Annotated in this window: 21 protein-coding genes and 1 tRNA gene; 16 read left to right on the top strand and 6 right to left on the bottom strand. The window is 67.6% G+C overall.

The window, feature by feature from the left end; translation table 11 throughout:
* Positions 1–70 precede the first annotated feature (70 nt).
* From aspS to queC, 16 genes are all read left to right on the top strand, one after another.
* A complete protein-coding gene (gene aspS / locus HBF32_RS16825) occupies positions 71–1,843 on the top strand; it encodes an aspartate--tRNA ligase (RefSeq protein ID WP_166700936.1) in 1,773 nt (590 codons plus the stop codon).
* 13 nt (positions 1,844–1,856) lie between these two features.
* Positions 1,857–2,483 (top strand): esterase/lipase family protein, encoded by a 627-nt coding sequence (locus tag HBF32_RS16820; protein WP_166700935.1) that lies wholly within the window; start codon positions 1,857–1,859, stop codon positions 2,481–2,483.
* A 148-nt stretch (positions 2,484–2,631) separates the two neighbouring features.
* The gene (locus tag HBF32_RS16815) at positions 2,632–3,375 is read left to right on the top strand and encodes a YebC/PmpR family DNA-binding transcriptional regulator (protein WP_166700934.1); all 744 of its coding nucleotides are present in this window, start codon (positions 2,632–2,634) and stop codon (positions 3,373–3,375) included.
* A gap of 40 nt (positions 3,376–3,415) precedes the next feature.
* Entirely contained in the window at positions 3,416–3,937 is a 522-nt protein-coding gene (gene ruvC, locus HBF32_RS16810; protein ID WP_166700933.1) for a crossover junction endodeoxyribonuclease RuvC, read from the top strand.
* A complete protein-coding gene (gene ruvA, locus HBF32_RS16805; RefSeq protein WP_166700932.1) occupies positions 3,934–4,533 on the top strand; it encodes a Holliday junction branch migration protein RuvA in 600 nt (199 codons plus the stop codon). Before ruvC ends, ruvA begins: the two co-directional genes overlap by 4 nt.
* A gap of 2 nt (positions 4,534–4,535) precedes the next feature.
* Entirely contained in the window at positions 4,536–6,437 is a 1,902-nt protein-coding gene (locus HBF32_RS16800; protein ID WP_166700931.1) for a KUP/HAK/KT family potassium transporter, read from the top strand.
* Positions 6,438–6,542: 105 nt separating this feature from the next.
* Positions 6,543–7,583: a Holliday junction branch migration DNA helicase RuvB gene (ruvB, locus tag HBF32_RS16795; RefSeq protein WP_166700930.1), complete on the top strand. Its 1,041-nt coding sequence runs from the start codon at positions 6,543–6,545 to the stop codon at positions 7,581–7,583.
* Positions 7,580–7,984: a tol-pal system-associated acyl-CoA thioesterase gene (ybgC, locus tag HBF32_RS16790; protein ID WP_166700929.1), complete on the top strand. Its 405-nt coding sequence runs from the start codon at positions 7,580–7,582 to the stop codon at positions 7,982–7,984. Before ruvB ends, ybgC begins: the two co-directional genes overlap by 4 nt.
* 28 nt (positions 7,985–8,012) lie before the next feature.
* Entirely contained in the window at positions 8,013–8,696 is a 684-nt protein-coding gene (tolQ, locus tag HBF32_RS16785) for a protein TolQ (RefSeq protein WP_166700928.1), read from the top strand.
* Between the two features lie 14 nt (positions 8,697–8,710).
* The gene (gene tolR / locus HBF32_RS16780) at positions 8,711–9,154 is read left to right on the top strand and encodes a protein TolR (protein ID WP_166700927.1); all 444 of its coding nucleotides are present in this window, start codon (positions 8,711–8,713) and stop codon (positions 9,152–9,154) included.
* Positions 9,141–10,082 carry a cell envelope integrity TolA family protein gene (locus HBF32_RS16775; protein WP_166700926.1) on the top strand — a complete coding sequence of 314 codons (942 nt, stop codon included), beginning with the start codon at positions 9,141–9,143 and terminating at the stop codon, positions 10,080–10,082. The genes tolR and HBF32_RS16775 overlap by 14 nt, the downstream gene beginning before the upstream one ends.
* Positions 10,083–10,203: 121 nt before the next feature.
* Complete coding sequence (tolB, locus tag HBF32_RS16770; protein WP_166700925.1) at positions 10,204–11,520, top strand: Tol-Pal system beta propeller repeat protein TolB; 1,317 nt, start codon at positions 10,204–10,206, stop codon at positions 11,518–11,520.
* 244 nt (positions 11,521–11,764) lie between these two features.
* Entirely contained in the window at positions 11,765–12,274 is a 510-nt protein-coding gene (pal, locus tag HBF32_RS16765) for a peptidoglycan-associated lipoprotein Pal (protein ID WP_166700924.1), read from the top strand.
* Positions 12,275–12,277: 3 nt separating this feature from the next.
* Positions 12,278–13,126: a tol-pal system protein YbgF gene (gene ybgF / locus HBF32_RS16760; RefSeq protein WP_193570518.1), complete on the top strand. Its 849-nt coding sequence runs from the start codon at positions 12,278–12,280 to the stop codon at positions 13,124–13,126.
* A 4-nt stretch (positions 13,127–13,130) separates the two neighbouring features.
* Entirely contained in the window at positions 13,131–13,823 is a 693-nt protein-coding gene (gene queE, locus HBF32_RS16755; protein WP_166700923.1) for a 7-carboxy-7-deazaguanine synthase QueE, read from the top strand.
* A gap of 15 nt (positions 13,824–13,838) precedes the next feature.
* Positions 13,839–14,522: a 7-cyano-7-deazaguanine synthase QueC gene (gene queC, locus HBF32_RS16750; RefSeq protein WP_166700922.1), complete on the top strand. Its 684-nt coding sequence runs from the start codon at positions 13,839–13,841 to the stop codon at positions 14,520–14,522.
* Between the two features lie 22 nt (positions 14,523–14,544).
* Here queC and HBF32_RS16745 read toward each other — a convergent pair.
* The 6 genes from HBF32_RS16745 to HBF32_RS16720 all read right to left on the bottom strand — a co-directional run bounded on the left by HBF32_RS16745 (position 14,545) and on the right by HBF32_RS16720 (position 20,888).
* A tRNA-Lys gene (locus HBF32_RS16745) sits at positions 14,545–14,620 on the bottom strand.
* Positions 14,621–14,676: 56 nt separating this feature from the next.
* A complete protein-coding gene (locus tag HBF32_RS16740) occupies positions 14,677–15,621 on the bottom strand; it encodes a VTT domain-containing protein (RefSeq protein WP_166700921.1) in 945 nt (314 codons plus the stop codon).
* 82 nt (positions 15,622–15,703) lie between these two features.
* Entirely contained in the window at positions 15,704–17,014 is a 1,311-nt protein-coding gene (locus tag HBF32_RS16735; protein ID WP_166700920.1) for a sensor histidine kinase, read from the bottom strand.
* 178 nt (positions 17,015–17,192) lie between these two features.
* Positions 17,193–18,188, bottom strand: coding sequence for a phosphate/phosphite/phosphonate ABC transporter substrate-binding protein (gene phnD, locus HBF32_RS16730; protein WP_338039822.1), 996 nt, complete (start codon positions 18,186–18,188; stop codon positions 17,193–17,195).
* A gap of 2 nt (positions 18,189–18,190) precedes the next feature.
* Complete coding sequence (locus tag HBF32_RS16725) at positions 18,191–18,877, bottom strand: LuxR C-terminal-related transcriptional regulator (RefSeq protein WP_166700919.1); 687 nt, start codon at positions 18,875–18,877, stop codon at positions 18,191–18,193.
* A gap of 88 nt (positions 18,878–18,965) precedes the next feature.
* Positions 18,966–20,888: an ATP-binding response regulator gene (locus HBF32_RS16720; RefSeq protein ID WP_166700918.1), complete on the bottom strand. Its 1,923-nt coding sequence runs from the start codon at positions 20,886–20,888 to the stop codon at positions 18,966–18,968.
* Positions 20,889–20,939: the final 51 nt, after the last annotated feature.

The raw sequence follows: 20,939 nt of genomic DNA, 5'->3' as shown, positions 1-20,939 counted from the left end.
CTGTTTTCGCCGCTATGAAGACCCCGGCTCGTGGTACGATCCGGGGTCTTTTCCCCAGAGTTCCCAGCGCATGCGCACCCACCTTTGCGGACTCATCGACGAGTCGCTGATCGGCCAGGACGTCACCCTCTGCGGGTGGGTCAATACCCTTCGCCTCCAGAGCCATGTGGCCTTCGTCGACCTCCGCGACCACGAGGGCCTCGCTCAGGTCGTCATCGAGCGCGAGAACGACGCGGCCTTCGCCGTCGCCGGGGAACTGGGCTACGAATTCGTGGTGAAGGTGACCGGCCAGGTCCGCAAGCGCCTGTCGGCCAACGACAAGCTCCGGACCGGCACGGTCGAGGTGCTGGCCGACAAGGTGGAGATCCTCAACGCCGCGCGCGACCTGCCGTTCGCGCTGCATGAGTCGCCGAACGAAGACTTGCGGATGACCTACCGCTACCTCGACATGCGCCGTCCCGAAATGCAGAAGATGATGCGGACGCGCACGGCGCTGGTGCGCGCATTGCGCCGCTACCTCGATGCCGCCGGTTTCCAGGACATCGAAACCCCCATCCTCACCAAGGCCACGCCCGAGGGCGCGCGCGACTACCTCGTGCCCAGCCGTGTGCATCCGGGCCAGTTCTACGCCTTGCCGCAGTCGCCGCAGCTGTTCAAGCAGATCCTGATGATGGCCGGCTTCGACCGCTACTACCAGATCGCGCGCTGCTTCCGCGACGAAGATCTGCGCGCCGACCGTCAGCCGGAATTCACCCAGCTCGACCTCGAATTCGCGTTCGTGGAAGAGCGCGACGTGCAGGATTTCGTGGAGAACCTGATCCGCCACGTGTTCCGCGAAGTGCGCGAGGTGGAGCTGGATGCCGTCTTCCCGCGCATGACCTACGAAGAGGCCATGCGCCGTTTCGGCTCGGACAAGCCCGACCTGCGCATTCCGCTGGAGCTGGTCGACATCGCCGATGCGGTGAAGCACGTCGAGTTCAAGGTGTTCTCCGGCCCGGCCAACGACCCGGCCGGTCGCGTGGCCGCGCTGCGCGTGCCGGGCGCCGCCGAGCTTTCGCGCAAGGACATCGATGGACTGACCGAATACGCCGCGAAGTACGGCGCGAAGGGTCTCGCGTGGCTGAAGGTGGACGATCTCGCGAAGGGCCGCGACGGCATCAACTCGCCCGTGGCGAAGTTCCTCGACGACGCCGCGCTGGCGCAGGTGCTGACGCTCACCGGCGCCGGCACGGGCGACATCGTCTTCTTCGGCGCGGGCGCCTGGAAGACGGTCACCGATTTCATGGGCGCGCTGCGCATCCGGCTCGGCCGCGATCGCGGCATGGTGGAGAACAGCTGGAAACCGCTGTGGGTCACCGATTTCCCGATGTTCGAATACGACGAGGAAGAAAAGCGCTTCGTCGCGCTGCATCATCCGTTCACCGCGCCGAAAGTCGACGACATCGCCGAATTGCGTGCCAACGCGGGTGTGGCGGTGAGCCGCGGCTACGACATGGTGCTCAACGGTAACGAGATCGGCGGCGGCTCCATTCGTATCCACCGTCCGGAAATGCAGAGCGCCGTGTTCGACCTGCTCGGCATCGGCGAGGCCGAGGCGGAAGCGAAGTTCGGCTTCCTGCTGAAGGCGCTGCGCCTGGGCGCGCCGCCGCATGGCGGCCTCGCCTTCGGCATCGACCGCATCGCCGCGCTGATGGCTGGCACCGAGTCCATCCGCGACGTGATCGCCTTCCCGAAGACCACCAGCGCACAGGACCTCATGACCGACGCCCCGTCGCAGGTCTCGGAGCCGCAGCTGAAGGAGCTGCACGTGCGCGTGGCCGCCGCGGAGCCGGCGAAAGCCTGACCCGGATGGCCCGATGACCGCCTCCCCCATTCACGTCCTGCTGCTGCACGGGCTGTGGATGCGCGGCTTCGCCATGGCCATGCTGCACCGGCGCCTCCGCGAAGAGGGTTTCCAGGTGCACCAGTTCGAGTACATGAGCGTGGCCGCGCCGCCGGAACAGGCGATCGCGCGGTTGCGCAAGCGCATCCGTGCGCTGGCGCCGGGGCCCGTCCACGTCGTGGGGCACAGTCTCGGCGGCGTCCTGGCGCTGCTTGCCTGCCGTGACGACGACCTGCCGGAAGGGCGGATCGTCTGTCTCGGCTCGCCGCTCAGCGGCAGCGGCGCCGCGCGCGGCCTCACCCATCGCTGGGGCGGCGACATGCTGCTGGGGCGCTCGAAGGAACTGCTGGAGCATGGCCTCGACCGCTGGGACGGTCGCCGCGAGGTGGGCGTCATCGCCGGCCGCCAGCCCATGGGACTCGGTTCGCTGGTGGGGGATGTGGGCATCGAACACGACGGGACGGTGGGGGTGGAGGAAACCCGGCTCCCGGGCCTCACCGCCCACTGCGTCCTGGAGACGAGCCACACCGGCATGCTGGTTTCGGCCGACGTGGCCCGCCAGGCGGCGCTTTTCCTGCGCGAAGGCCGTTTCGACGCCTGATTCCTGTGGGAGCCGCTATAGCGGCGGGAAGCCCACGGAGCGACGAAGCGGCAAGGCTGGTTCCCCTCGCCGCTATAGCGGCTCCTACAAGAAGGCCACTTCCGCTAGAATCGCGGCCCAGTCCGTCCGGTATGTCCAGGAATCGAACATGGGTAGAGGCCCGTCCATCGAAGGTCGCAAGAACGCCGAAGACGCCAAGCGCGCCAAGGTGTTCACCAAGCTGATCCGGGAAATCACCATCGCCACGCGCGGCGGCGTGCCCGATCCGAACGGCAACCCGCGCCTGCGCGCCGCCGTCGACAAGGCGCTGGCGGCCAACATGACCAAGGACACCATCGAGCGCGCGATCAAGCGCGGCTCGGGTGCCGAGGGCGGCGCGGACATGCACGAGATCCGCTACGAGGGCTATGGCCCGGCGGGCACCGCGCTCATCATCGATTGCGTCACCGACAACCAGACCCGTACCGTGGCCGACGTGCGCTCCGCGCTCAACAAGTTCGGCGGCAACATGGGTACCACCAATTCGGTGGCGTTCCAGTTCACCCGCGTGGGCCAGGTGGTGGTGCACACCGGCGGCGACGCCGGTGTCGAGGCGAAGCTCGAAGAGGCCGCCATCGAGAACAACGCCGAGGACATCGCCATCGAAAACGGCGTCGGCACCGTGCTGCTCGCCTCCGACCCGATCGCCGTCGAAGCCATGCGCAAGGTGCTGGTGGCGGCCGGTTTCGACGTCGAAAGCTCCGACGTCGTGATGCGCCCGAACGGCCCGCTGGTCACGCCGACCGGCGAAGCGCTGGAGCAGTTCGAGAAACTGCTCGAACGTCTGGATTCGCTCGACGACGTGGACGAGGTCTACCACAACGCCGTCCTGCCGGCCGACGACGAGGGCTGATGCCCCGTCGGCCTGCCGTCCTGCGCGCCTGCATCCTGCCATGACCCGCATCCTAGGTATCGATCCGGGTAGCCAGCGCACGGGCGTCGGCGTCATCGACGTGGCGGACGGCGGCGCCGTGAGCCATGTATGGCACGGCGCGCTGGTGGTGGGCGGGGAAGCGAGCTTTCCCCTGCGCCTGAAACGCATATTTGACGAACTGTGCGGCATCATCGGCGAGCACGGTCCGGCGGAAGCCGCGATCGAGCGCGTGTTCATGGCGCGCAACGCGGACTCGGCCCTCAAGCTCGGCCAGGCGCGCGGCGCGGCCGTGTGTGCCGTGGTCAGCCAGGGAATCGTCGTGCACGAGTACGCAGCGACCGAGGTGAAGCAGGCGGTGGTCGGTACCGGCCGCGCCGACAAGGCCCAGGTCCAGCACATGATCGGGATGATCCTCGGCATCAAGGGTCCGCTGCAGGCGGATGCCGCCGATGCGCTGGCGATCGCGATCGCCCATGCGCACACCCGTTCCAGCATCGAACGCGTGGGCATCCCGCGCACCGCATGGAGACGTCGCCGATGATCGGCCGCCTGCGTGGCACTCTCGTCAGCAAGCAACCCCCGTCGCTCCTCGTCGAGGTCGGTGGCGTGGGTTACGAGGTCGACGCCCCCATGTCGACCATCTACGACCTTCCCGCCACAGGCAAGGAAGTGATCCTGCTTACCCATTACGCGGTGAAGGAGGACGGCGTCGCGCTCTACGGCTTCCTGCGCGAGGCCGAGCGGGCGATGTTCCGGCATCTGCTCAAGGTGAGCGGCATCGGCGCGAAAATCGCGCTGGCAGTGCTTTCGGGCGTTGCCACCGACGAGCTCTCGCGGCTCGTCCACGCGGGCGACGTCGTGGCGCTGACCAAGATTCCCGGTATCGGAAAGAAGACGGCCGAGCGTATGGTGGTGGAACTGCGCGACCGCGTGGACGCCGTGGGCGTGCGCCTGCCCGTCAGTACCGTCGGGGGCGAAGCGGCCCCGGTGGACCCCGTGGGCGAAGCAACCGTCGCCCTGCAGCAACTTGGTTACAAGCCCGTGGAAGCGTCGCGGCTGGTGCAGAAGGCGGCCGCGGAAGGCGATTCCGCCGAGGCCATCATCCGCAAGGCGTTGCGCGCGGCGCTCGGAGGTTGAGAGTGAAGACGGAAAACCACACCGAAGACATTCAGCACGCGCACGGCCGCAGGCTCACCGCGCTCGCGCTCGGCGCCATCGGCGTCGTCTTCGGCGACATCGGCACCAGCCCGTTGTACACGATGAAGGAAACGCTGGGAACGCACGGCATGACGCCGCATCCGATGGCCGTCCTCGGCGTCCTCTCGCTGATCTTCTGGTCGCTGATCATGGTGGTGTCGCTCAAGTACGTCACCTTCGTGATGCGCGCCGACAACAAGGGCGAGGGCGGCATCATGGCGCTGATGGCGCTGGCGCAGCGTAGCGTCGCGGGGTCGCCGCGGGCCCGCTGGGTGCTGGCGGCGATCGGCATCTTCGGTGCATCGCTGTTCTACGGCGACGGCGTCATCACCCCGGCGATCTCCGTGCTTTCGGCGGTGGAAGGCCTGGAGGTCGCCGCGCCGCAGCTCGATACCTACGTGCTGCCCATCTGCCTGGTCATCATCTTCGTGCTCTTCGCCGTGCAGCGGCACGGCACCAACATCGTCGGCAAGGCCTTCGCGCCGGTGATGGTGGCATGGTTCCTCGTCCTGGCCTTCCTGGGCCTGCGCCAGATCGTGGCCCACCCGCAGGTGCTGGAGGCGCTGGATCCGCGCTACGCCGTCAGGTTCTTCCAGGAGCACGGCAAGCTTTCCTTCATCGCGCTGGGCGGCGTGGTCCTGTCGCTGACCGGCGCCGAGGCGCTGTACGCGGACATGGGCCACTTCGGCAAGCGGCCGATCCGCCTCGCCTGGTTCTGCTTCGTGCTTCCCGCGCTGCTGATCAACTATTTCGGCCAGGGCGCGCTGCTGCTGCACGACCAGACCGCGATCGAGAATCCGTTCTACCGGCTGGTGCCGGAAGACTGGCTTTACCCGATGGTGGCGTTGGCGACGATGGCGGCGATCATCGCCTCGCAGGCGGTCATTTCCGGCGCGTTCTCGATGACGCGCGAGGCGATGTCGCTGGGTTATTCGCCGCGCATGGCCGTCGTGCATACGTCGCACGAGATGTCCGGACAGATCTTCGTGCCATGGGTGAACCGGCTGTTGCTGGTGCTCGTGTTCCTCGCGGTGCTCGGCTTCCGCTCCTCGAACAACCTGGGTGCAGCCTACGGCATCGCGGTGACCGGCACGATGACGATGACCACGCTGCTGGCGCTGGTGGTGGCGCGCCGCCGCTGGAACTGGCATTGGTCCGCGGTCATCACCGTGGGCATCATTTTCCTCATCGTCGACCTTTCGTTCTTCGGCGCGAACGCGCTCAAGATCGCCCATGGCGGCTGGTTCCCGCTGGTACTGGGCGTGATCATCTTCACCGTGATGACCACGTGGCGCCGCGGCAGGGACCTCGTGGTCCGCGAGATCAAGCAGTCGGGCCTGGCGCTGGAGCCGTTCGTGGCGAACATCGCCGATCACCCGCCGCTGATGGTGCCGGGCACGGCCGTGTTCCTCACCGCGAACCAGAACGCGGTGCCGCACGCCATGCTGCACAACCTGAAGCACAACAAGGTGCTGCACGAGCGCAACGTGCTGCTCACCGTGGAAATGCTCGAGACGCCGGTGGCGGATGACGAGGAGCGGATGGAAGTGATCGAATACGGCAGCGGGTTCTATGGCCTGCAGCTGCGTTACGGTTTCGCCGAGGATCCGAACATCCCGATGTCGCTCTCCCGCGCGGGCGCGCTCGGCCTCGACTTCGACATGATGGACACCACGTTCTTCCTCTCCCGCGAAACCATCGTGGCCGACGTGCGCCGGCCCGGCATGGCCCTGTGGCGCGACAAGCTGTTCGCCTTCCTCGCCCGCAACGCGATGCCGGCCACGGCGTTCTTCCAGATTCCGGGCAACCGCCTGATCGAACTGGGCGCCCAGGTCGAGATCTGAACCCGTCGCTCCTGCGAAGGCAGGAGCACAGCGTCTTCAACGCAGGAGTCGCTGGGTGCCTGCCTCCGCAGGCACGACGACAAAAGCACTGCCATAATGGCCGCCATGTCCGAGCACCGCATCATTTCCTCCGCCGCCGCCATGGACGATGAGGCGCTGGAGGCCAGCATCCGACCCAAGCGACTGGCCGAGTACCTCGGCCAGCGGGCGGTGCGCGAGCAGATGGCCATCTATATCGAGGCCGCGCGGCGGCGGGGCGGGGCGCTGGACCATACCCTCATCTTCGGCCCGCCCGGCCTGGGCAAGACGACGCTTTCGCACGTGATCGCCAACGAGCTGGGCGTGAGCGTGCGCTCCACCTCCGGCCCGGTGCTCGAACGCGCGGGCGATCTCGCGGCCTTGCTGACCAACCTGGAGGCGAACGACGTCCTCTTCGTGGACGAGATCCATCGCCTGTCCCCGGTGGTCGAGGAAGTGCTCTATCCGGCGATGGAAGACTTCCAGATCGACATCATGATCGGCGAGGGCCCGGCGGCCCGCTCGATCAAGCTCGACCTCCCTCCCTTCACGCTGATTGGCGCGACCACGCGCGCGGGCCTGCTCACCGGCCCCCTGCGCGACCGCTTCGGCATCATCCAGCGGCTGGAGTTCTACAGCGTCGACGAACTCACGGCGATCGTGCGCCGGGCGGCGCGGATCTTCGGCATCGAGTGCGACGTGGACGGCGCGATCGAGATCGCCCGCCGCTCGCGCGGCACGCCGCGCATCGCGAACCGCCTGCTGCGCCGCGTGCGCGACTTCGCCGAGGTACGCGGCGACGGACGGATCTCCCATGAACTGGCCCGTGCCGCCACCGACATGCTCAAGGTGGACGCCGAGGGTTTCGACGACCTCGACCGCCGGTTGCTCGGGATCATCATCGAGAACTTCGACGGCGGCCCGGTGGGCGTGGAATCGCTGGCGGCCGCATTGAGCGAGGACCGCGGCACCCTCGAGGACGTGGTCGAGCCTTACCTCATCCAGCAGGGTTACCTGATCCGGACCGCGCGGGGCCGCATGGCCTCGGCCAAGGCCTGGCGGCACCTGGGCCTGACCCCGCCACCCCGCCAGGCGGCCACCCCGGACCTTTTCTCGGACGAGGCATGAGCGTTTTCAGCTGGCCCGTGCGCATCTATTGGGAAGACACCGACGCCGGCGGCGTCGTCTACCACGCCAACTACATCCGTTTCATGGAGCGGGCACGGACCGAGTGGTTACGTGCGCAGGGCATCGACCAGCTCGCCCTGCGCGAGGAGACGGCGCTCGGGTTCGTGGTCCGCGACATGCACCTGGATTTCCATCGCCCGGCCCGTCTGGATGATGAACTCCGGGTCACGGTAAGCGTCAAAGAGCGTCGTTCAGCCAGTATGCTGTTCGGTCAGGAGATTGTGCGAGGGGAGGAGGCACTGGTCCGCGCGAAAGTGCGGGTGGCGTGCGTCAACCTGGACACGATGCGCCCGGCGCAGATCCCCGCGGGCCTGTTCGCCCAAGAATTCCCCATTACCTGAAAGTTACCCGGCGGAGAGCCCTCAAGCGATGAACGGTGGACTGAACATTTTCAAGCTGGTTTCGGAAGCGAGCCTGCCCGTACAAGGGGTGATGCTCCTCTTGCTGGTGTTCTCGTTCCTGTCCTGGGTGATCATCATCCGCAAGTACAGCCAGCTGAAGACGGCACACGACAACGCCGAGACCTTCGAGGACCGCTTCTGGTCCGGCGCCGACCTGGCCGCCCTGTTCCGCGAAGTGGGCAACCGTGACGGCCAGCACGGCATCGAGAACGTCTTCGAGGCGGGTTTCCGCGAGTTCGCCCGCCAGCGCCAGCGCCGCGTCACCGACGCCAACCGCGTCATCGAGGGTTCGGAACGCGCCATGCGCGTGGCCGGTACCCGCGAGATCGGCAAGCTGGAGCAGAACCTGGAGTTCCTGGCCAACGTCGGTTCGATCAGCCCTTACGTGGGCCTGTTCGGTACCGTGTGGGGCATCATGGGCGCGTTCCAGGGCCTGGGCGAGATGAAGGACGTGACCATCTCGGTGGTCGCCCCGCACATCTCCGAGGCCCTGATCGCCACGGCCATGGGCCTGTTCGCGGCGATCCCGGCCGTCTGGGCGTACAACCGCTACGCCAACAAGGTCGAGCGCATCGCGTCGCGCTACGAGGTGTTCCAGGAAGAGTTCTCCTCCGTGCTGCAGCGCCAGATCCATACCGACGAAGCGGCCTGAGCGGAGCGTACGCGATGCGCACTAACTACCGCCGGCACAAGCGGAAACTGAAGTCCGAGATCAACGTCGTTCCGTACATCGACGTGATGCTCGTGCTGCTGATCATCTTCATGGTCACCACGCCGATGATGAACCTCGGCGTGGACATCCAGCTGCCGCAGACGAACGCCAAGTCGCTGCAGGACAAGAAGGACCCGATTGTCGTGTCCGTGGACGAGAACGGGCAGATCTACCTCACGGCCAACGGCGCCAAGCGCGAGCCGGTCAGCGAGGACGAATTCCGCAAGAAGGTCACCGCCTTCCACGACGCGAACCCGGAGCTCCAGGTCCTCGTCGCGGGCGACCAGCGCGTGGGCTACGGCAAGGTCTATTCGATCCTCCCGATCCTCCAGGAGGCGGGTGTCTCCAAGATCGGCCTGATGAGCCAGCCCCAGTCGGCGCAGAATGGAAAACCGTAACGGCACGCCCCGCGCGGTCGTCCTCGCCGCGCTCCTGCACATCGGCATCGTGGCCTTCCTGGGCCTCGCCATCATTCCGTGCTCGGATTACGAGAAATGGGCCGAGGCCATCGGCCTGCCCGCGGAGTGGAATCCTCTGACGTGCCCGGCGCCGCTGGAATTGCCCGGCCAGATCATCGAGGCAACCCTGGTGGGGCCCACCGGCAGTCCGCCGCCGAAGGCGACGAAGGCCAAGCCCGTGCCGAACACCACGCCGCCGCCCCCGGTGGTGCCGACGCCGACGCCGCCGCAGGAAAAACCCAAGGTCGAGACCCTCCCGCCGCCGCCCAAGCAGCCGGACCTCAAGGACCAGGAAAAAGTGGTCGACGACGCGGTGCAGAAGGCCGAGGACGCCAAGCGGCTGCAGGAAGAGAAGCAGCGCCAGCGCCAGGCCGAGCTGGACGCCGAGCAGGAGCAGAAGAAGAAAGAGAAGCAAAAGGAAATCGACGAGATCTTCAAGCAGCTCGACGCCGCGAAGGCCCAGACCAGGAAGGCCGACAGCACCAAGAAGCAGGCCGAGCAGCAGCTGAAAGACCTGCAGAACGCCAAGGACGACGGCCTGCCGGACCTGCCCCCGGCGGATCAGAGGCAGTCGGGCACCAATGGCCGCGACACCGGGAAGCTGGGCCAGTACCTGGCCGCGATCCAGAACTCGGTGACGCAGAACTGGCTCCGTCCGGACAGCATGCCGGCGACCTCCTGCGTGGTGCACATCGTCCAGGTACCGGGCGGCCAGGTGCTGAGCGCCAAGGTCGACGCCAGCTGCCCCTACGACGCCGCCGGCCGCGCTTCGGTCGAAAACGCCGTGCTGCGCGCCCAGCCGCTGCCCTACCAGGGCTTCGAGGATGTCTTCCAGCGCAACCTAACGTTCACGTTCAGGCCGCAATGATGTAGCGCGCCCCGTCCCGGCCCCGTGCCGGGAGGGGCGGTTCAGATTCGGGTCACGCATGACGTGACCGTCGCGTTAACATTTCGCAGTCCCACATACCCAGGTCGCAGTGAACCCGCCCATGCGCAGAACGTTTTCCCGACTCGTCCTCCTCCTCGCCGCGTTGGCCGCCCTCGTGGCCGGCCCCGCCGCCGCCCAGTCGCTCAACGTGGAAATCGTCGGCGGACTGAAGACGGCCATCCCCATCGCCGTCGTCCCGTTCGCCCAGGCGGGCGGTGCGCCACTGCCGACCGACGTCTCCGACGTCATCCGGGCCGATTTCAACCGCTCGGGCAAGTTCCGCTCCCTGGAGAAGAACGACATCGTCGAGACCCCGTCGCAGGGTTCCGACATCAAGTTCGCCACCTGGCGTCTGCTCAAGCAGGATTACCTGACCATCGGCCGCATCAGCGACGCCGGCGGCGGCATGCTCAAGGTCGAGTACGAACTGTGGGACGTGAACCGCCAGCAGAGCCTGCTCGCCCAGTCCTTCACCGCCCCGGCGGGGGACCTCCGCGGTGTGGCCCACCAGATCGCCGACCAGATCTACGAGAAGATCACCGGCGTCCGCGGTGCCTTCTGGACCCGTATCGCCTATATCACCGCCGTGGGTACCGGCAACAACACCACCTACTCGCTGATCGTGGCGGATTCGGACGGCTATAACCCGCAGGTCGTGGCCCGCTCGCGCGAGTCCCTGCTTGGCCCGGCCTGGTCGCCGGACGGCAGCAAGATCGCCTACGTATCTTTCGAGAGCGGCAACTCGCAGGTCTACATACAGAACATCTCGACCGGTTCGCGCAGCCTGATTGCCTCGCATCCGCGCGGCATCAACAGCGCCCCGTCGTGGTCGCCGGACGGCAGCAAGCTGGCGGTGAGCCTGTCCTACGTGGGCAATCCGGAGATCTTCGTCATCGACGTGGCCAGCCGGACCGAGACCCGGGTCACCAACAACTTCGCCATCGATACCGAGCCCACCTTCACGCCGGACGGCCAGAGCATCATTTTCACCTCCGATCGCTCGGGCAAGCCGCAGCTCTACCAGATGCCGGCGTCCGGCGGTTCCGCCCAGCGGCTCACGTTCCAGGGCGGCTTCAACGCCAGCGCCTCCGTGAGCTACGACGGCAAGCAGATTGCGATGGTGCAGGGAAACGGGAACGTGTATCGTATCGCCATCATGGACCGTAGTCTGGGTGGCCAGGTGCGCTTCGTTTCCCCGGGTAACGTGGACGATTCGCCCAGCTTCGCGCCCAACGCCAGCATGCTGCTGTATGCGGCGTCGCAGGGCACGCGCGGCGTCCTGTATGCGGTTTCAGCCGACGGGCTCGTGCGTCAGCGTCTGGTGCTTTCGGATGGCGACGTGCGCGAACCGTCATGGGGACCCTATCGACAGCGCTGATGGCGCGCCCTCGCGGGCGGCGACATGGGCAACGTCCAGGGAAGGGCGCGGCATGTCCGCGCCTTTTCGGCGGACGTAAGGTTTTCTGGCAGCTGCCTCCGGGCGGCTGCCGGAGCGAAGACGCCGGGCGCGGGACAGCGCCCCGTCGGCGTAGATGTAAGTAAAAAAACAGCCGGACAACCGGCGGTGCCTGTCCCGAAACCGAAAACCGACTGTCGGAACTCAACTGTTGAAGGAACGTCCCATGAATAAGACCGTTACCGTCACCCTGGCTGCCCTGCTCTGCGTTGGCGCCGCCGCGTGCTCGAAGAAGAACACCAAGCCCGTCGCCCCGCCGGAACAGCAGCCGGTCGCGCAGACCCAGGCCCCGACCAGCGACGGCAAGTACCAGCCGTCCGATCTCGATACCGATGCCTGCCTCCGTCAGCGCGTCGTGTACTTCGACTTCGACAAGAACGACGTCAAGCCGGAGTTCCAGCAGATCATCGCTTGCCACGCCAAGTACCTGCAGGACCGTCCGCAGTCCGCGATGACCCTCGAAGGCAACACCGACGAGCGCGGCACCCGCGAGTACAACCTGGGCCTCGGCGAGCGCCGCGGCAATGCCGTCTCCAGCGCCCTCCAGGCCGCTGGCGGTTCGGCTGGCCAGATCAACGTGACCAGCTACGGTAAGGAGAAGCCGACCTGCCGTGAGCACAACGAAGACTGCTGGGCCAAGAACCGTCGCGTCGAGATCGTGTACACCGCGAAGTAAGTGATGAAGAAGACTCTGGCTAACAGTTTCACGGCCAGGCTTGGCGTGGCGGGCGCGATCGCGTCCGCCACGCTTTTTGCTTTCCCGGCCATCGCGCAGGACACCCGCCTCAGCCTCGCCGACCGCGTGTCGCGGCTCGAGCAGCAGTCGCAGGCGCAGGCCGGCAGCCTTTCCCTGGTGAACCAGGTCAACGATCTCCAGCAGCAGCTCTCGCAGCTGCAGGGCAAGATCGAGGAACTGCAGCACCAGAACCAGCAACTCCAGGATGCCCAGAAGGCACAGTACGCGGACATCGATTCGCGGCTGGGCCGGATCGAAAAGGGTGGGGCGCCGCAGGGCCAGCAGCCCGCCGCCTCGGCCACCACGCCGGCGCCCACCGCGCCTTCGGCCGCGACACAGGCACCGACTGCCGCCGCGGCACCGGGTCCGGCGCCCGCCAGCAGCGCGCCGGCCCATGCGGACGCCGACCAGCAAGCCGCGTACGACGCCGCCTTCAAGTCGCTGCGTGCCGGCGATTACGTCACCGCTTCCCGCGGCTTCCGCGACTTCCTGGTGAAGTACCCGGACAGCCCGCTCGCGCCCAATGCCTACTACTGGCTGGGCGAGTCGTACTACGTGACGATGAACTACCCCGTGGCCATCGAGGCCTTCCAGCGGCTCGTGAAGCAGTACCCGCAGAGCGACAAGGTTTCCGACGGGCTGCTCAAGGTCGGCTACTGCCAGATCGAACTGAAGCAGCAGGATGCCGCCATCGCCACGCTGAAGCAGGTTTCCGCCAAGTATCCGGGCACGAAGGCCGCCGGCCTCGCACAGGAACGCCTGCGCCGCCTGCAGCGCCAGACGGCCAACTGATCCGATGAACGGCAGCACCGCAACGCCGGCGGATGTTTCGCCGGCCGCGCCCGTCCGGGAGCGGCTGCGCATCACCGAGATCTTCCATTCCGTGCAGGGCGAGGCGGACGCCATCGGCTGGCCCACCGTGTTCGTGCGCCTTACCGGTTGCCCGCTGCGTTGCGTGTGGTGCGATACCGAATACTCCTTCCACGGCGGCCAGTGGCACGACATCGACGCGATTCTCGCGGAGGTCGCCCGGCATGGCGCGCGCCACGTCTGCGTGACCGGCGGCGAGCCGCTGGCGCAGAAGCGCTGCCTGATCCTGCTGCGCAAGCTCTGCGACGCCGGCTACGAGGTGTCGGTGGAAACCTCCGGTGCGCTCGACGTGTCGTCCGTGGACCCGCGCGTCCGCAAGGTCATGGACCTGAAGGCGCCGGACTCCGGCGAGAGCGCGCGCAACCTGTGGTCCAACCTCGACCACCTGCTGCCGCACGACCAGGTCAAGTTCGTGATCGCCAGCCGGGCCGATTTCGAGTGGTCGCGCGACGTCGTGCGCGAGCATGCGCTCGATCGCAAGGCCATGGTCCTCTTCTCCCCCGTGTGGTCGAAGGTCGAGCCGCGCGAACTGGCCGAGTGGATACTCGCCGAACGCCTCCCCGTGCGCTTCCAGCTGCAACTGCACAAGCTGCTCTGGAACGACGCCGCGGGCCACTGATTCCAGGGTAACCGCATGAACGCTCCGAACACTCCCCGCAGGGCCGTCATCCTCGTCTCCGGTGGCATGGACTCCGCCGTCACGATCGCCATGGCGCGCGAGCAGGGCTTCGAGGTCTACGCGCTCAGCGTCGCCTACGGCCAGCGCCATAACTCCGAACTGGAGGCCTCCGAGCGCGTCGCGAACATGCTGGGCGCCGTCAGGCACAAGACCGTTCACGTCGACCTGCGCAGCATCGGCGGTTCGGCGCTCACCGCCGACATCGACGTGCCGGAGGAGGGTGGGGAGGGCATTCCCGTGACCTATGTGCCGGCGCGCAACACGATCATGCTGTCGATCGCGCTGGGCTGGGCCGAGGTGCTGGGTTCCAACGACATCTTCTGCGGCGTGAACGCCGTCGACTATTCCGGCTATCCGGATTGCCGCCCCGCTTTCATCGAGGCCTTCCAGGCGCTGGCGAACGTGGCGACGAAGGCGGGCGTGGAAGGTGCGGGCATCCGCATCCATGCGCCGCTGATGCAGATGGGCAAGGGCGACATCGTGCGGGAAGGCATGCGCCTCGGCGTGGATTTCGCGGCGACGGTCAGCTGCTACAAGGCCGACGCCGACGGGCGCGCCTGCGGCCACTGCGATGCGTGCCGCCTGCGCGCGGAAGGTTTTGCGAAGGCTGGAGTGATCGACCCGACGCGCTACGCCTGATCCAGACGATGGCGGGAGCGAATGGTGGGTCGTGACGGATTCGAACCGTCGACCTACGGATTAAAAGTCCGCTGCTCTACCGACTGAGCTAACGACCCACACGCGAGAACCGGTAAGTTTACGAGGCGAAGGCGGCCCGCACAACCATTCCGGTTCAGGTGCTGAGCACGATGGCCTCGACATCGCCACCTGCCTCGCGCCAGGCGCCCAGGCCGCCGGTGAGTGGGCGGACGTTGGAGAAGCCGAGTTTGCTCAGGCGCTCCGCGACCTTCGCGGCGGATACCTCGTTGGGGCACGAGCAATAAATGACCAGGGCACTGTGCCGGGGCAGGGTGGCCAGTTCCTGGTCGGCGGTGGCGAGGTCGAACAGGCGCGAGCCGGGGATCACGTACGGGTCGTCACGGCGGCTTATGGCCGAGCGCACGTCGACGATCAGCGCGCCGGGCTCGTTAGCCAGCAGCAGCGACAGCTCGTCGACGGAAATCCGGCTCTTGCGCAGCCGCGCCAGGAGCAGCGTGCGGCGCACGTAGCGGAAGGCGATCCACAGCGCCAGGCCGATCGCCGCGACGGCGGCCATACCGATGCCGAACTCGCGAAGCAGCGCCAGCACGGCATCGATCTGCCGGTAGAACAACATGCCGGCCGACAGTCCCACCACCACCCACAGCGCGGCGCCGACCAGGTCGTACACGGTGAAGCGCGAGAAGCGGGTATCGCCCGCGCCGGCGATGGGAATCGCCACCAGCGACAACCCGGGAATGAAGCGGGATACCAGCAACAACTTCACGCCACGCTTCTCGAAGAAACCGCTCGCGCGGCGCACGCAGGTGTCCGGCGACAGCGAGATGCGGCAGAGTCCGTCCAGTACGCGATAGCCGAAGCGGCGGCCGGTGAGGAACCAGGCGGCGTCGCCGAGGAAGGCGCCGGCGAGCGCGGCGAAGAAGGTGCCGATGATCAGCAACGGGTCGCGTGCCGCGACCAGCGTGCTGCCGAGAACGATGAGGGTGGGCATCGCCGGAACGGGCAGCCCGATGGCACCGGCGAACACGCCGACGAACGCCACGATGGGCGCCGTGTCCGACCAGTTGATGCTCGCCACGCCCGTGTTCCTCGAAAGGGGGTTTCCTTGCTCCCCGCAACGATACGCCGGTCGCCGGACGCGCGACAGAGGGGAACCCTTCCTACCAGGCGGAATGCCATTGGAGGGCGGCGGCGTGACGCGCGGCCGGGCCGATGGCCGTGCCTTCGAATTCCGCCCAGAAGAGGCTTCCGCGGCCCGGGCTGGAGCGCACGCCGATCCGGCCGCCAAGTGTGTCCGCGATGCGACGGGCCACGGCAAGGGCGAGTCCATAACCCGGGTGGCCCGGCAGGCGCGTGAACTCCTCGAAGACGCGTGCCTGCATTCCCGGCTCGAGACCCATGCCGTTGTCGCGCACCTCCAGCCGGATGGCGTTTCCGCGGCGGCGGATCGCGACCAGCACGCGTCCGTGCGGGGTGCTGAGCACGGCGTTGGACACCAGCCGGTGCAGCAGTTCGCCGAACAGCGCGGGATCGGTGTGCAGCGGCACGCGCCCGCCGCGCCAGCGCACGTCGACGCCGAGCCGCGCGGCATCCGCCTCGATCGCCGAGCGACCGCGCACGAAGAGGTCGGCGGCGATGAGGTCCACCGCCGCGGGCTCCACCGCGCCGGCGTCGAAACGAGCCATGTCGAGAAGGCCGTCGAGCAGCTCGCCCAGCCGGGTGAGGCTGCTGCGCATCTGACCGAGCACGGCACGCTGGCGAAGATCCTCGCCGGGTTGCATGCCCGCGACGAAGAGCGCGAGTGCCTGCAAGGGCTGGCGGAAGTGATCGCCCACCTGTTCGACGAAGCGGGTATGCCGGGCGATGTCCTGCAGGCGCTGCCGCAACGCTTCCGCCATCGCCGCGTCATGTCGTGCGCGCAGGTCCACCAGCTCGTCGAGCAGCCGGTCGATCGCATGCAGTTCGTCGTCGCCGCCGCGCTCCAGCGCGGTACGCGGATGGAGGATGCGATCGATGCGCGCACGCATCCGTTCGACGGGGGCCAGCATGTCGCGCTCGAGGCCGCGCCGCGCGAGCGCGAAGAGCCACACCACGCCAGTGCACAGAAGCATCGTCATGAGCAATCCCGCCACATGGCGTTCGTGCAGCGCCGTCGCGTCCGTGACGGTCTCGAGCTCGCCCGCGTCGGTGTTCGTCCAGACGTGCAGGTGGCGGCCGGGTGCGAGCCGTCGACCGCTGTCCACGACGAGGTCGCTCGCGTTGTCCCTGTGAAGGATGGCTTCCTGGGTGGGTGCGCTGCGCAACAGGGCGCGGGCGAGCGCGTCGCGCGTGGCGTCGTCGTTCGAGGTTTCGGCGATCGATGCCGCGATGCGTATCGCCTGGATGCTCGCGACAGCGTGGGCTTCCGCAGTCGCGGCGCGCATGTGCAGGGCGCCGAGCATGGCCGCCAGGAGCAAGGCAACGACGGTCATCGGCAGCAAACCTTTGACGATCAGCTGCCTTCGCAGTGACGCAGGCCTTCCTGGCGATCGCGGCGACACGGTCATGAGGGGCCTTAGGGCGCGGAGTCTCATGACGAATCTATGAAACGCGGGGAGGTTTCGCGATAGACAAGGGGAGCTAATCCCGCGGCCTATATCGTCCGGCCTATCACTTCCCTCGCAGGCGCGCGACGAGGCCGTCGTGATCGCTGCGGATCTTGTGGAAGCGGGCATCGCGCGCGCCCTCGCTCACCCATTGCGCGCTGCTGGCGCGGCGCTGCTCCAGCGTGTATTCGATGTCGGCGAAGGGAACGAGCTCGGCGTTTCCCGCGGGGGCGAAGCCGCTGATGTCGTGGATCCGCTTGAGATTGGCTTCCTCGCGCGGGCCGTCCTTGCCCTTGCCGTAGCCCGTGATGAAGGCCGCGACCTGGGCCCGCAAGGTGGCGGGCAGGTCGTTGCGGATCACGATCACCGCGTGCGGGATCAGCGAGGACTTCCACAGGATGCGCAGGCGCGCGTACTGCTCGGGGAAGTGCTGCTGGAAGCGCTCCAGGTCGGCCGTGTTGTTGGTCGCCACGTCCACCTCGCCGTTCGATACCGCCAGCGCGTTGTTCTGGTGGTTGTCGACATGCACGCTGGCGAAGAAGGTGTCCGAATCCACGCCGCGGTTCGCGAACAGCTGCGTTTCGGGAACCAGGTAACCGGATACCGACAAGGCCTCGCCGCGCGCGAAGCGCCACTTTCCGGGGTGCGCGAAGAGCTGGGCGAGGGTGCGCAGGCGCGAATCCGCGGCCACGACCAGCACGGCGTAATAGCCGCGCGATCCGTCGCCGCGCGTGAGCTGCCCGATTACCTGCATGTTCTGCCGGGTGACGGCATCCAGCGCCAGCCGCCCGGAGAGGAAGGCGATGTCGACGCGCTGCTCGCTGATCGCTTGCGCGATGCCTTCGTAGGTGGTGACCGAGACGGGGCGCACCTGGCGGCCGAGCGCCTTCTGCAGGTCGTCCAGCATGGGCCGCCAGGCTTCGAGCGATTCCGCGGGGCCGCCGATGGGAAGGATGCCGAAGGTCAGTGGCGCCTGGGGATCCACGTCGCCGGGCGTCGCGGCGCCGGCCGGCAGGGCGGCGAGCAGGCAGACCAGCCATGCGGCCAGCCAGCCTCGCACGATCAGTCGCCGAGGTGTTGCGCGGCGACGAGGGCCTCGAGCCGGTTGCGCACATGCAACGCGCGGAAGATCGCAGCCAGGTGGATCTTCACCGTGCCCTCGCTGATCTGCAGCTCGCGCGCGATCAGCTTGTTCGGACGGCCCTTCGCGAGGAGCTTCAGGACGTCGATCTGGCGATCGGTGAGGACCGTCGCCAGCCGTTCCTTCGTGGTCAGCCCGTCGTTGCCGTTGGACAGCGCGAAGGTGGGCGCCACGGTCGCGGCGGCCGATTTCATCGCCTCGGGCGGAACGTAGATGCCGCCGCCCACCACGAGGCGCACGGCATTGAGGATGACGTCGGGCGGCGACGACTTCGGGATGTATCCCTGCACGCCGAGATCGAGGACGTGGCGGATCGCCGAAGGATCCTCGGTGCCGGACAGCACGATCACGGGACGGCCGCGCGACCCGGTGTCGTCGCCGGGATCGCGCAGGGCGGCCACGGCGGCCTTGATATGGTCGACACCTTCCGCGCCCGGCATCGCCATGTCGATGAGGGCCACGTCCGGCGCAGGCAACTCCTTGAGCCGTTGCTCGAGTTCCCTGACGCTTTCGGCTTCGACGAAATCGACATCGTCGCCCAGTTCGCGAAGCTTGAGCTTCACGCCCTCGATGATGAGCCGATGATCGTCCGCGATCAGAACACGCATGCCTTTCCTCCGCCCGCCAGGCTTGCGAGCCACCCCGTTGAGGGGACCATAGCCCTACGGGCCCCGGTCGGCAAGCAGGCCATCCGGCTCAGACGGCTGCCCGATGGACAGTCCATGCCGAAACCATTACCTCGTGCAGACGCTCCGGGGATACTGGCTTGAACAGCACCTGGGTGGCCGTCTGGTCTATGTGATGCAGGAACTCGCCTCGGGTCTCGCCCGTGATCAGCACGCGGGCGAACGGCGGCGGATCGCCGGGCCGGCGGCGGTAGTAACGGTCGAGCAGGTCGATCACCTCCATGCCCGTGCCCTCGCGCAGGCGCAGGTCCGAGATGACGATGTCCGGCGGCTGCATCCACTGGTGGACGGCCTCCATCGCCTGCTGGGCGTCCTCGGCGGTCATCACCTCGCACCCCCAACTGCCCAGGAGGTAGCTTATTCCGGCAAGGATGGTCGGTTCGTCGTCGATCACGAGCACGCGCATGCCCACGATGTCGCGTGGCATGCCCGGGTCGACGGCCGGCGCGGGCGCGGCATCCATCATCCCGGGTTGCGCCTCGGGCAGGACGATCGAGAAGAGGGTGCCCTTGCCCGGCCGGGAACGGACGGTCGCGCGGGTGCCGAGCAGGCCGGCCAGCTTCTGTACCGTCGACAGGCCGAGCCCCAGGCCGCGCCGCGTGCCTTCCGGCCGCCCGGTCTCCGGGCCGCCCTCCACCCGGTAGAACTCGTCGAAGATGTGCTGCAGGTGTTCCTTGGCGATGCCCAGGCCGGTGTCCCAGACATCCACGCGAACGCTGCCGTCCTGCCGCCGCCGCGCGCCCACGAGCACGCCGCCGGTGCGCGTGTAGCGCAGCGCGTTGCTCACGAGGTTGTTCAGGATGCGCGCGAGCATGGTGCGGTCGGAGCGCACCCAGAGGCGGGTCGTGCGCACCACGAGACGGAGGTCGTGCTGCTCGGCCACCATGCGGAAGTTCACGCTGACTTCCTCGAAGACTTCGTCCAGGGGCACGTCGCGGATCACCGCGGGCATCGCGCCGGTCTCGAGGCGCGAGAGGTCGAGCAGCTCGCCGAACAGGTGGTCGAGCGACTCGACGCATTCCTGGATGTGCGCGATGCGGTTGAGGCGCACCGGGTCGTACTCGTCCACCGCCAGCCCGGAGGAGAACAGCGTGAGCGCGTAGAGGGGCTGGCGCAGGTCGTGGGACGCGGCGGCGAGAAAGCGTGCCTTGGCCACGCTGGCCGCCTCCAGGGCGGCGTTCTTGCGGGCCAGCTCGTCGGTCGCGGTGGCGATCTCGCGCTCCATGCCGATCTGCGCGTGCAGCAGTTTGGAGGCCGCGCCGTTGAAGCCGCGCTGCAGGTCGCCGATCTCCGTGTCGTCGGTGACCGGGACCACCACCGTGCGGTCGCCGAGGCCCAGCTGGCGCACGGCGATGGCGAGGTTGCGCAGGGGCGCGCTCAGCCAACGCGCCGTGGACCAGCCGATCATCACGGCGATGAGCAGGCTGAGGGCCAGCCAGACCAGCGCGTTGTGCAAGCTGGCTCGCTGCGCCGCGACAGCGTCTTCCACGCTGACGTCCACGGTGACCGAGCCGACCGCGCGGCGGGACAGCGGATCGAGGATCTCGCGGGATACGGTGAGACCGTTGTCGTCGTCGTCGCCGGCGGCGGCGATGGACCCGTTCACGCGATCGGCCAGGATCTCGCCGTCGCGGTCGCTGATGCGCACGCGCGACACCTGCGGCAGCTGCACGATGGACTGCGCGATCCGGCCCAGTTCGCGCCGTTCGCCGGTGCGCAGGGCGTCGCCCGACACTGTGGCGGCCTGTTGCGCGATCGCGTCCGCGGTGGACCGCCCCATTTCGTGCAGGGTGTCCATCTGGTGGCGGGTGAGGAGCGTGACCAGCAGGATCGCGCTGATTGCCGTCGGTACGAGCGCCACGCAGGTCAGGCGCTGCACGAGCGACGTGCGTCGCCAGACTTTTTCCAGCCATGGAGCGGATAGGTCACGCATGCGTTCATTGTTCCCCTGGCGCTACCCGTCCAAAGGCCACGCGAGGGCGTA

The sequence above is a fragment of the Luteibacter yeojuensis genome, from assembly GCF_011742875.1.
GTDB classification, from domain to species: domain Bacteria; phylum Pseudomonadota; class Gammaproteobacteria; order Xanthomonadales; family Rhodanobacteraceae; genus Luteibacter; species Luteibacter yeojuensis.
The sequence above is the reverse complement of the archived record's forward strand: the minus strand, read 5'-3'. Positions and strand labels throughout refer to the sequence as shown.

Bases quoted from the DNA above. Each gene is read 5' to 3' on its own strand.
- aspS (WP_166700936.1), top strand. From the start codon at position 71: ATGCGCACCCACCTTTGCGGACTCATCGACGAGTCGCTGATCGGCCAG.
- HBF32_RS16820 (WP_166700935.1), top strand. From the start codon at position 1,857: ATGACCGCCTCCCCCATTCACGTCCTGCTGCTGCACGGGCTGTGGATG.
- HBF32_RS16815 (WP_166700934.1), top strand. From the start codon at position 2,632: ATGGGTAGAGGCCCGTCCATCGAAGGTCGCAAGAACGCCGAAGACGCC.
- ruvC (WP_166700933.1), top strand. From the start codon at position 3,416: ATGACCCGCATCCTAGGTATCGATCCGGGTAGCCAGCGCACGGGCGTC.
- ruvA (WP_166700932.1), top strand. From the start codon at position 3,934: ATGATCGGCCGCCTGCGTGGCACTCTCGTCAGCAAGCAACCCCCGTCG.
- ruvB (WP_166700930.1), top strand. From the start codon at position 6,543: ATGTCCGAGCACCGCATCATTTCCTCCGCCGCCGCCATGGACGATGAG.
- ybgC (WP_166700929.1), top strand. From the start codon at position 7,580: ATGAGCGTTTTCAGCTGGCCCGTGCGCATCTATTGGGAAGACACCGAC.
- tolQ (WP_166700928.1), top strand. From the start codon at position 8,013: ATGAACGGTGGACTGAACATTTTCAAGCTGGTTTCGGAAGCGAGCCTG.
- tolR (WP_166700927.1), top strand. From the start codon at position 8,711: ATGCGCACTAACTACCGCCGGCACAAGCGGAAACTGAAGTCCGAGATC.
- HBF32_RS16775 (WP_166700926.1), top strand. From the start codon at position 9,141: ATGGAAAACCGTAACGGCACGCCCCGCGCGGTCGTCCTCGCCGCGCTC.
- tolB (WP_166700925.1), top strand. From the start codon at position 10,204: ATGCGCAGAACGTTTTCCCGACTCGTCCTCCTCCTCGCCGCGTTGGCC.
- pal (WP_166700924.1), top strand. From the start codon at position 11,765: ATGAATAAGACCGTTACCGTCACCCTGGCTGCCCTGCTCTGCGTTGGC.
- ybgF (WP_193570518.1), top strand. From the start codon at position 12,278: ATGAAGAAGACTCTGGCTAACAGTTTCACGGCCAGGCTTGGCGTGGCG.
- queE (WP_166700923.1), top strand. From the start codon at position 13,131: ATGAACGGCAGCACCGCAACGCCGGCGGATGTTTCGCCGGCCGCGCCC.
- queC (WP_166700922.1), top strand. From the start codon at position 13,839: ATGAACGCTCCGAACACTCCCCGCAGGGCCGTCATCCTCGTCTCCGGT.
- HBF32_RS16735 (WP_166700920.1), bottom strand. From the start codon at position 17,014: ATGACCGTCGTTGCCTTGCTCCTGGCGGCCATGCTCGGCGCCCTGCAC.
- HBF32_RS16725 (WP_166700919.1), bottom strand. From the start codon at position 18,877: ATGCGTGTTCTGATCGCGGACGATCATCGGCTCATCATCGAGGGCGTG.
- HBF32_RS16720 (WP_166700918.1), bottom strand. From the start codon at position 20,888: ATGCGTGACCTATCCGCTCCATGGCTGGAAAAAGTCTGGCGACGCACG.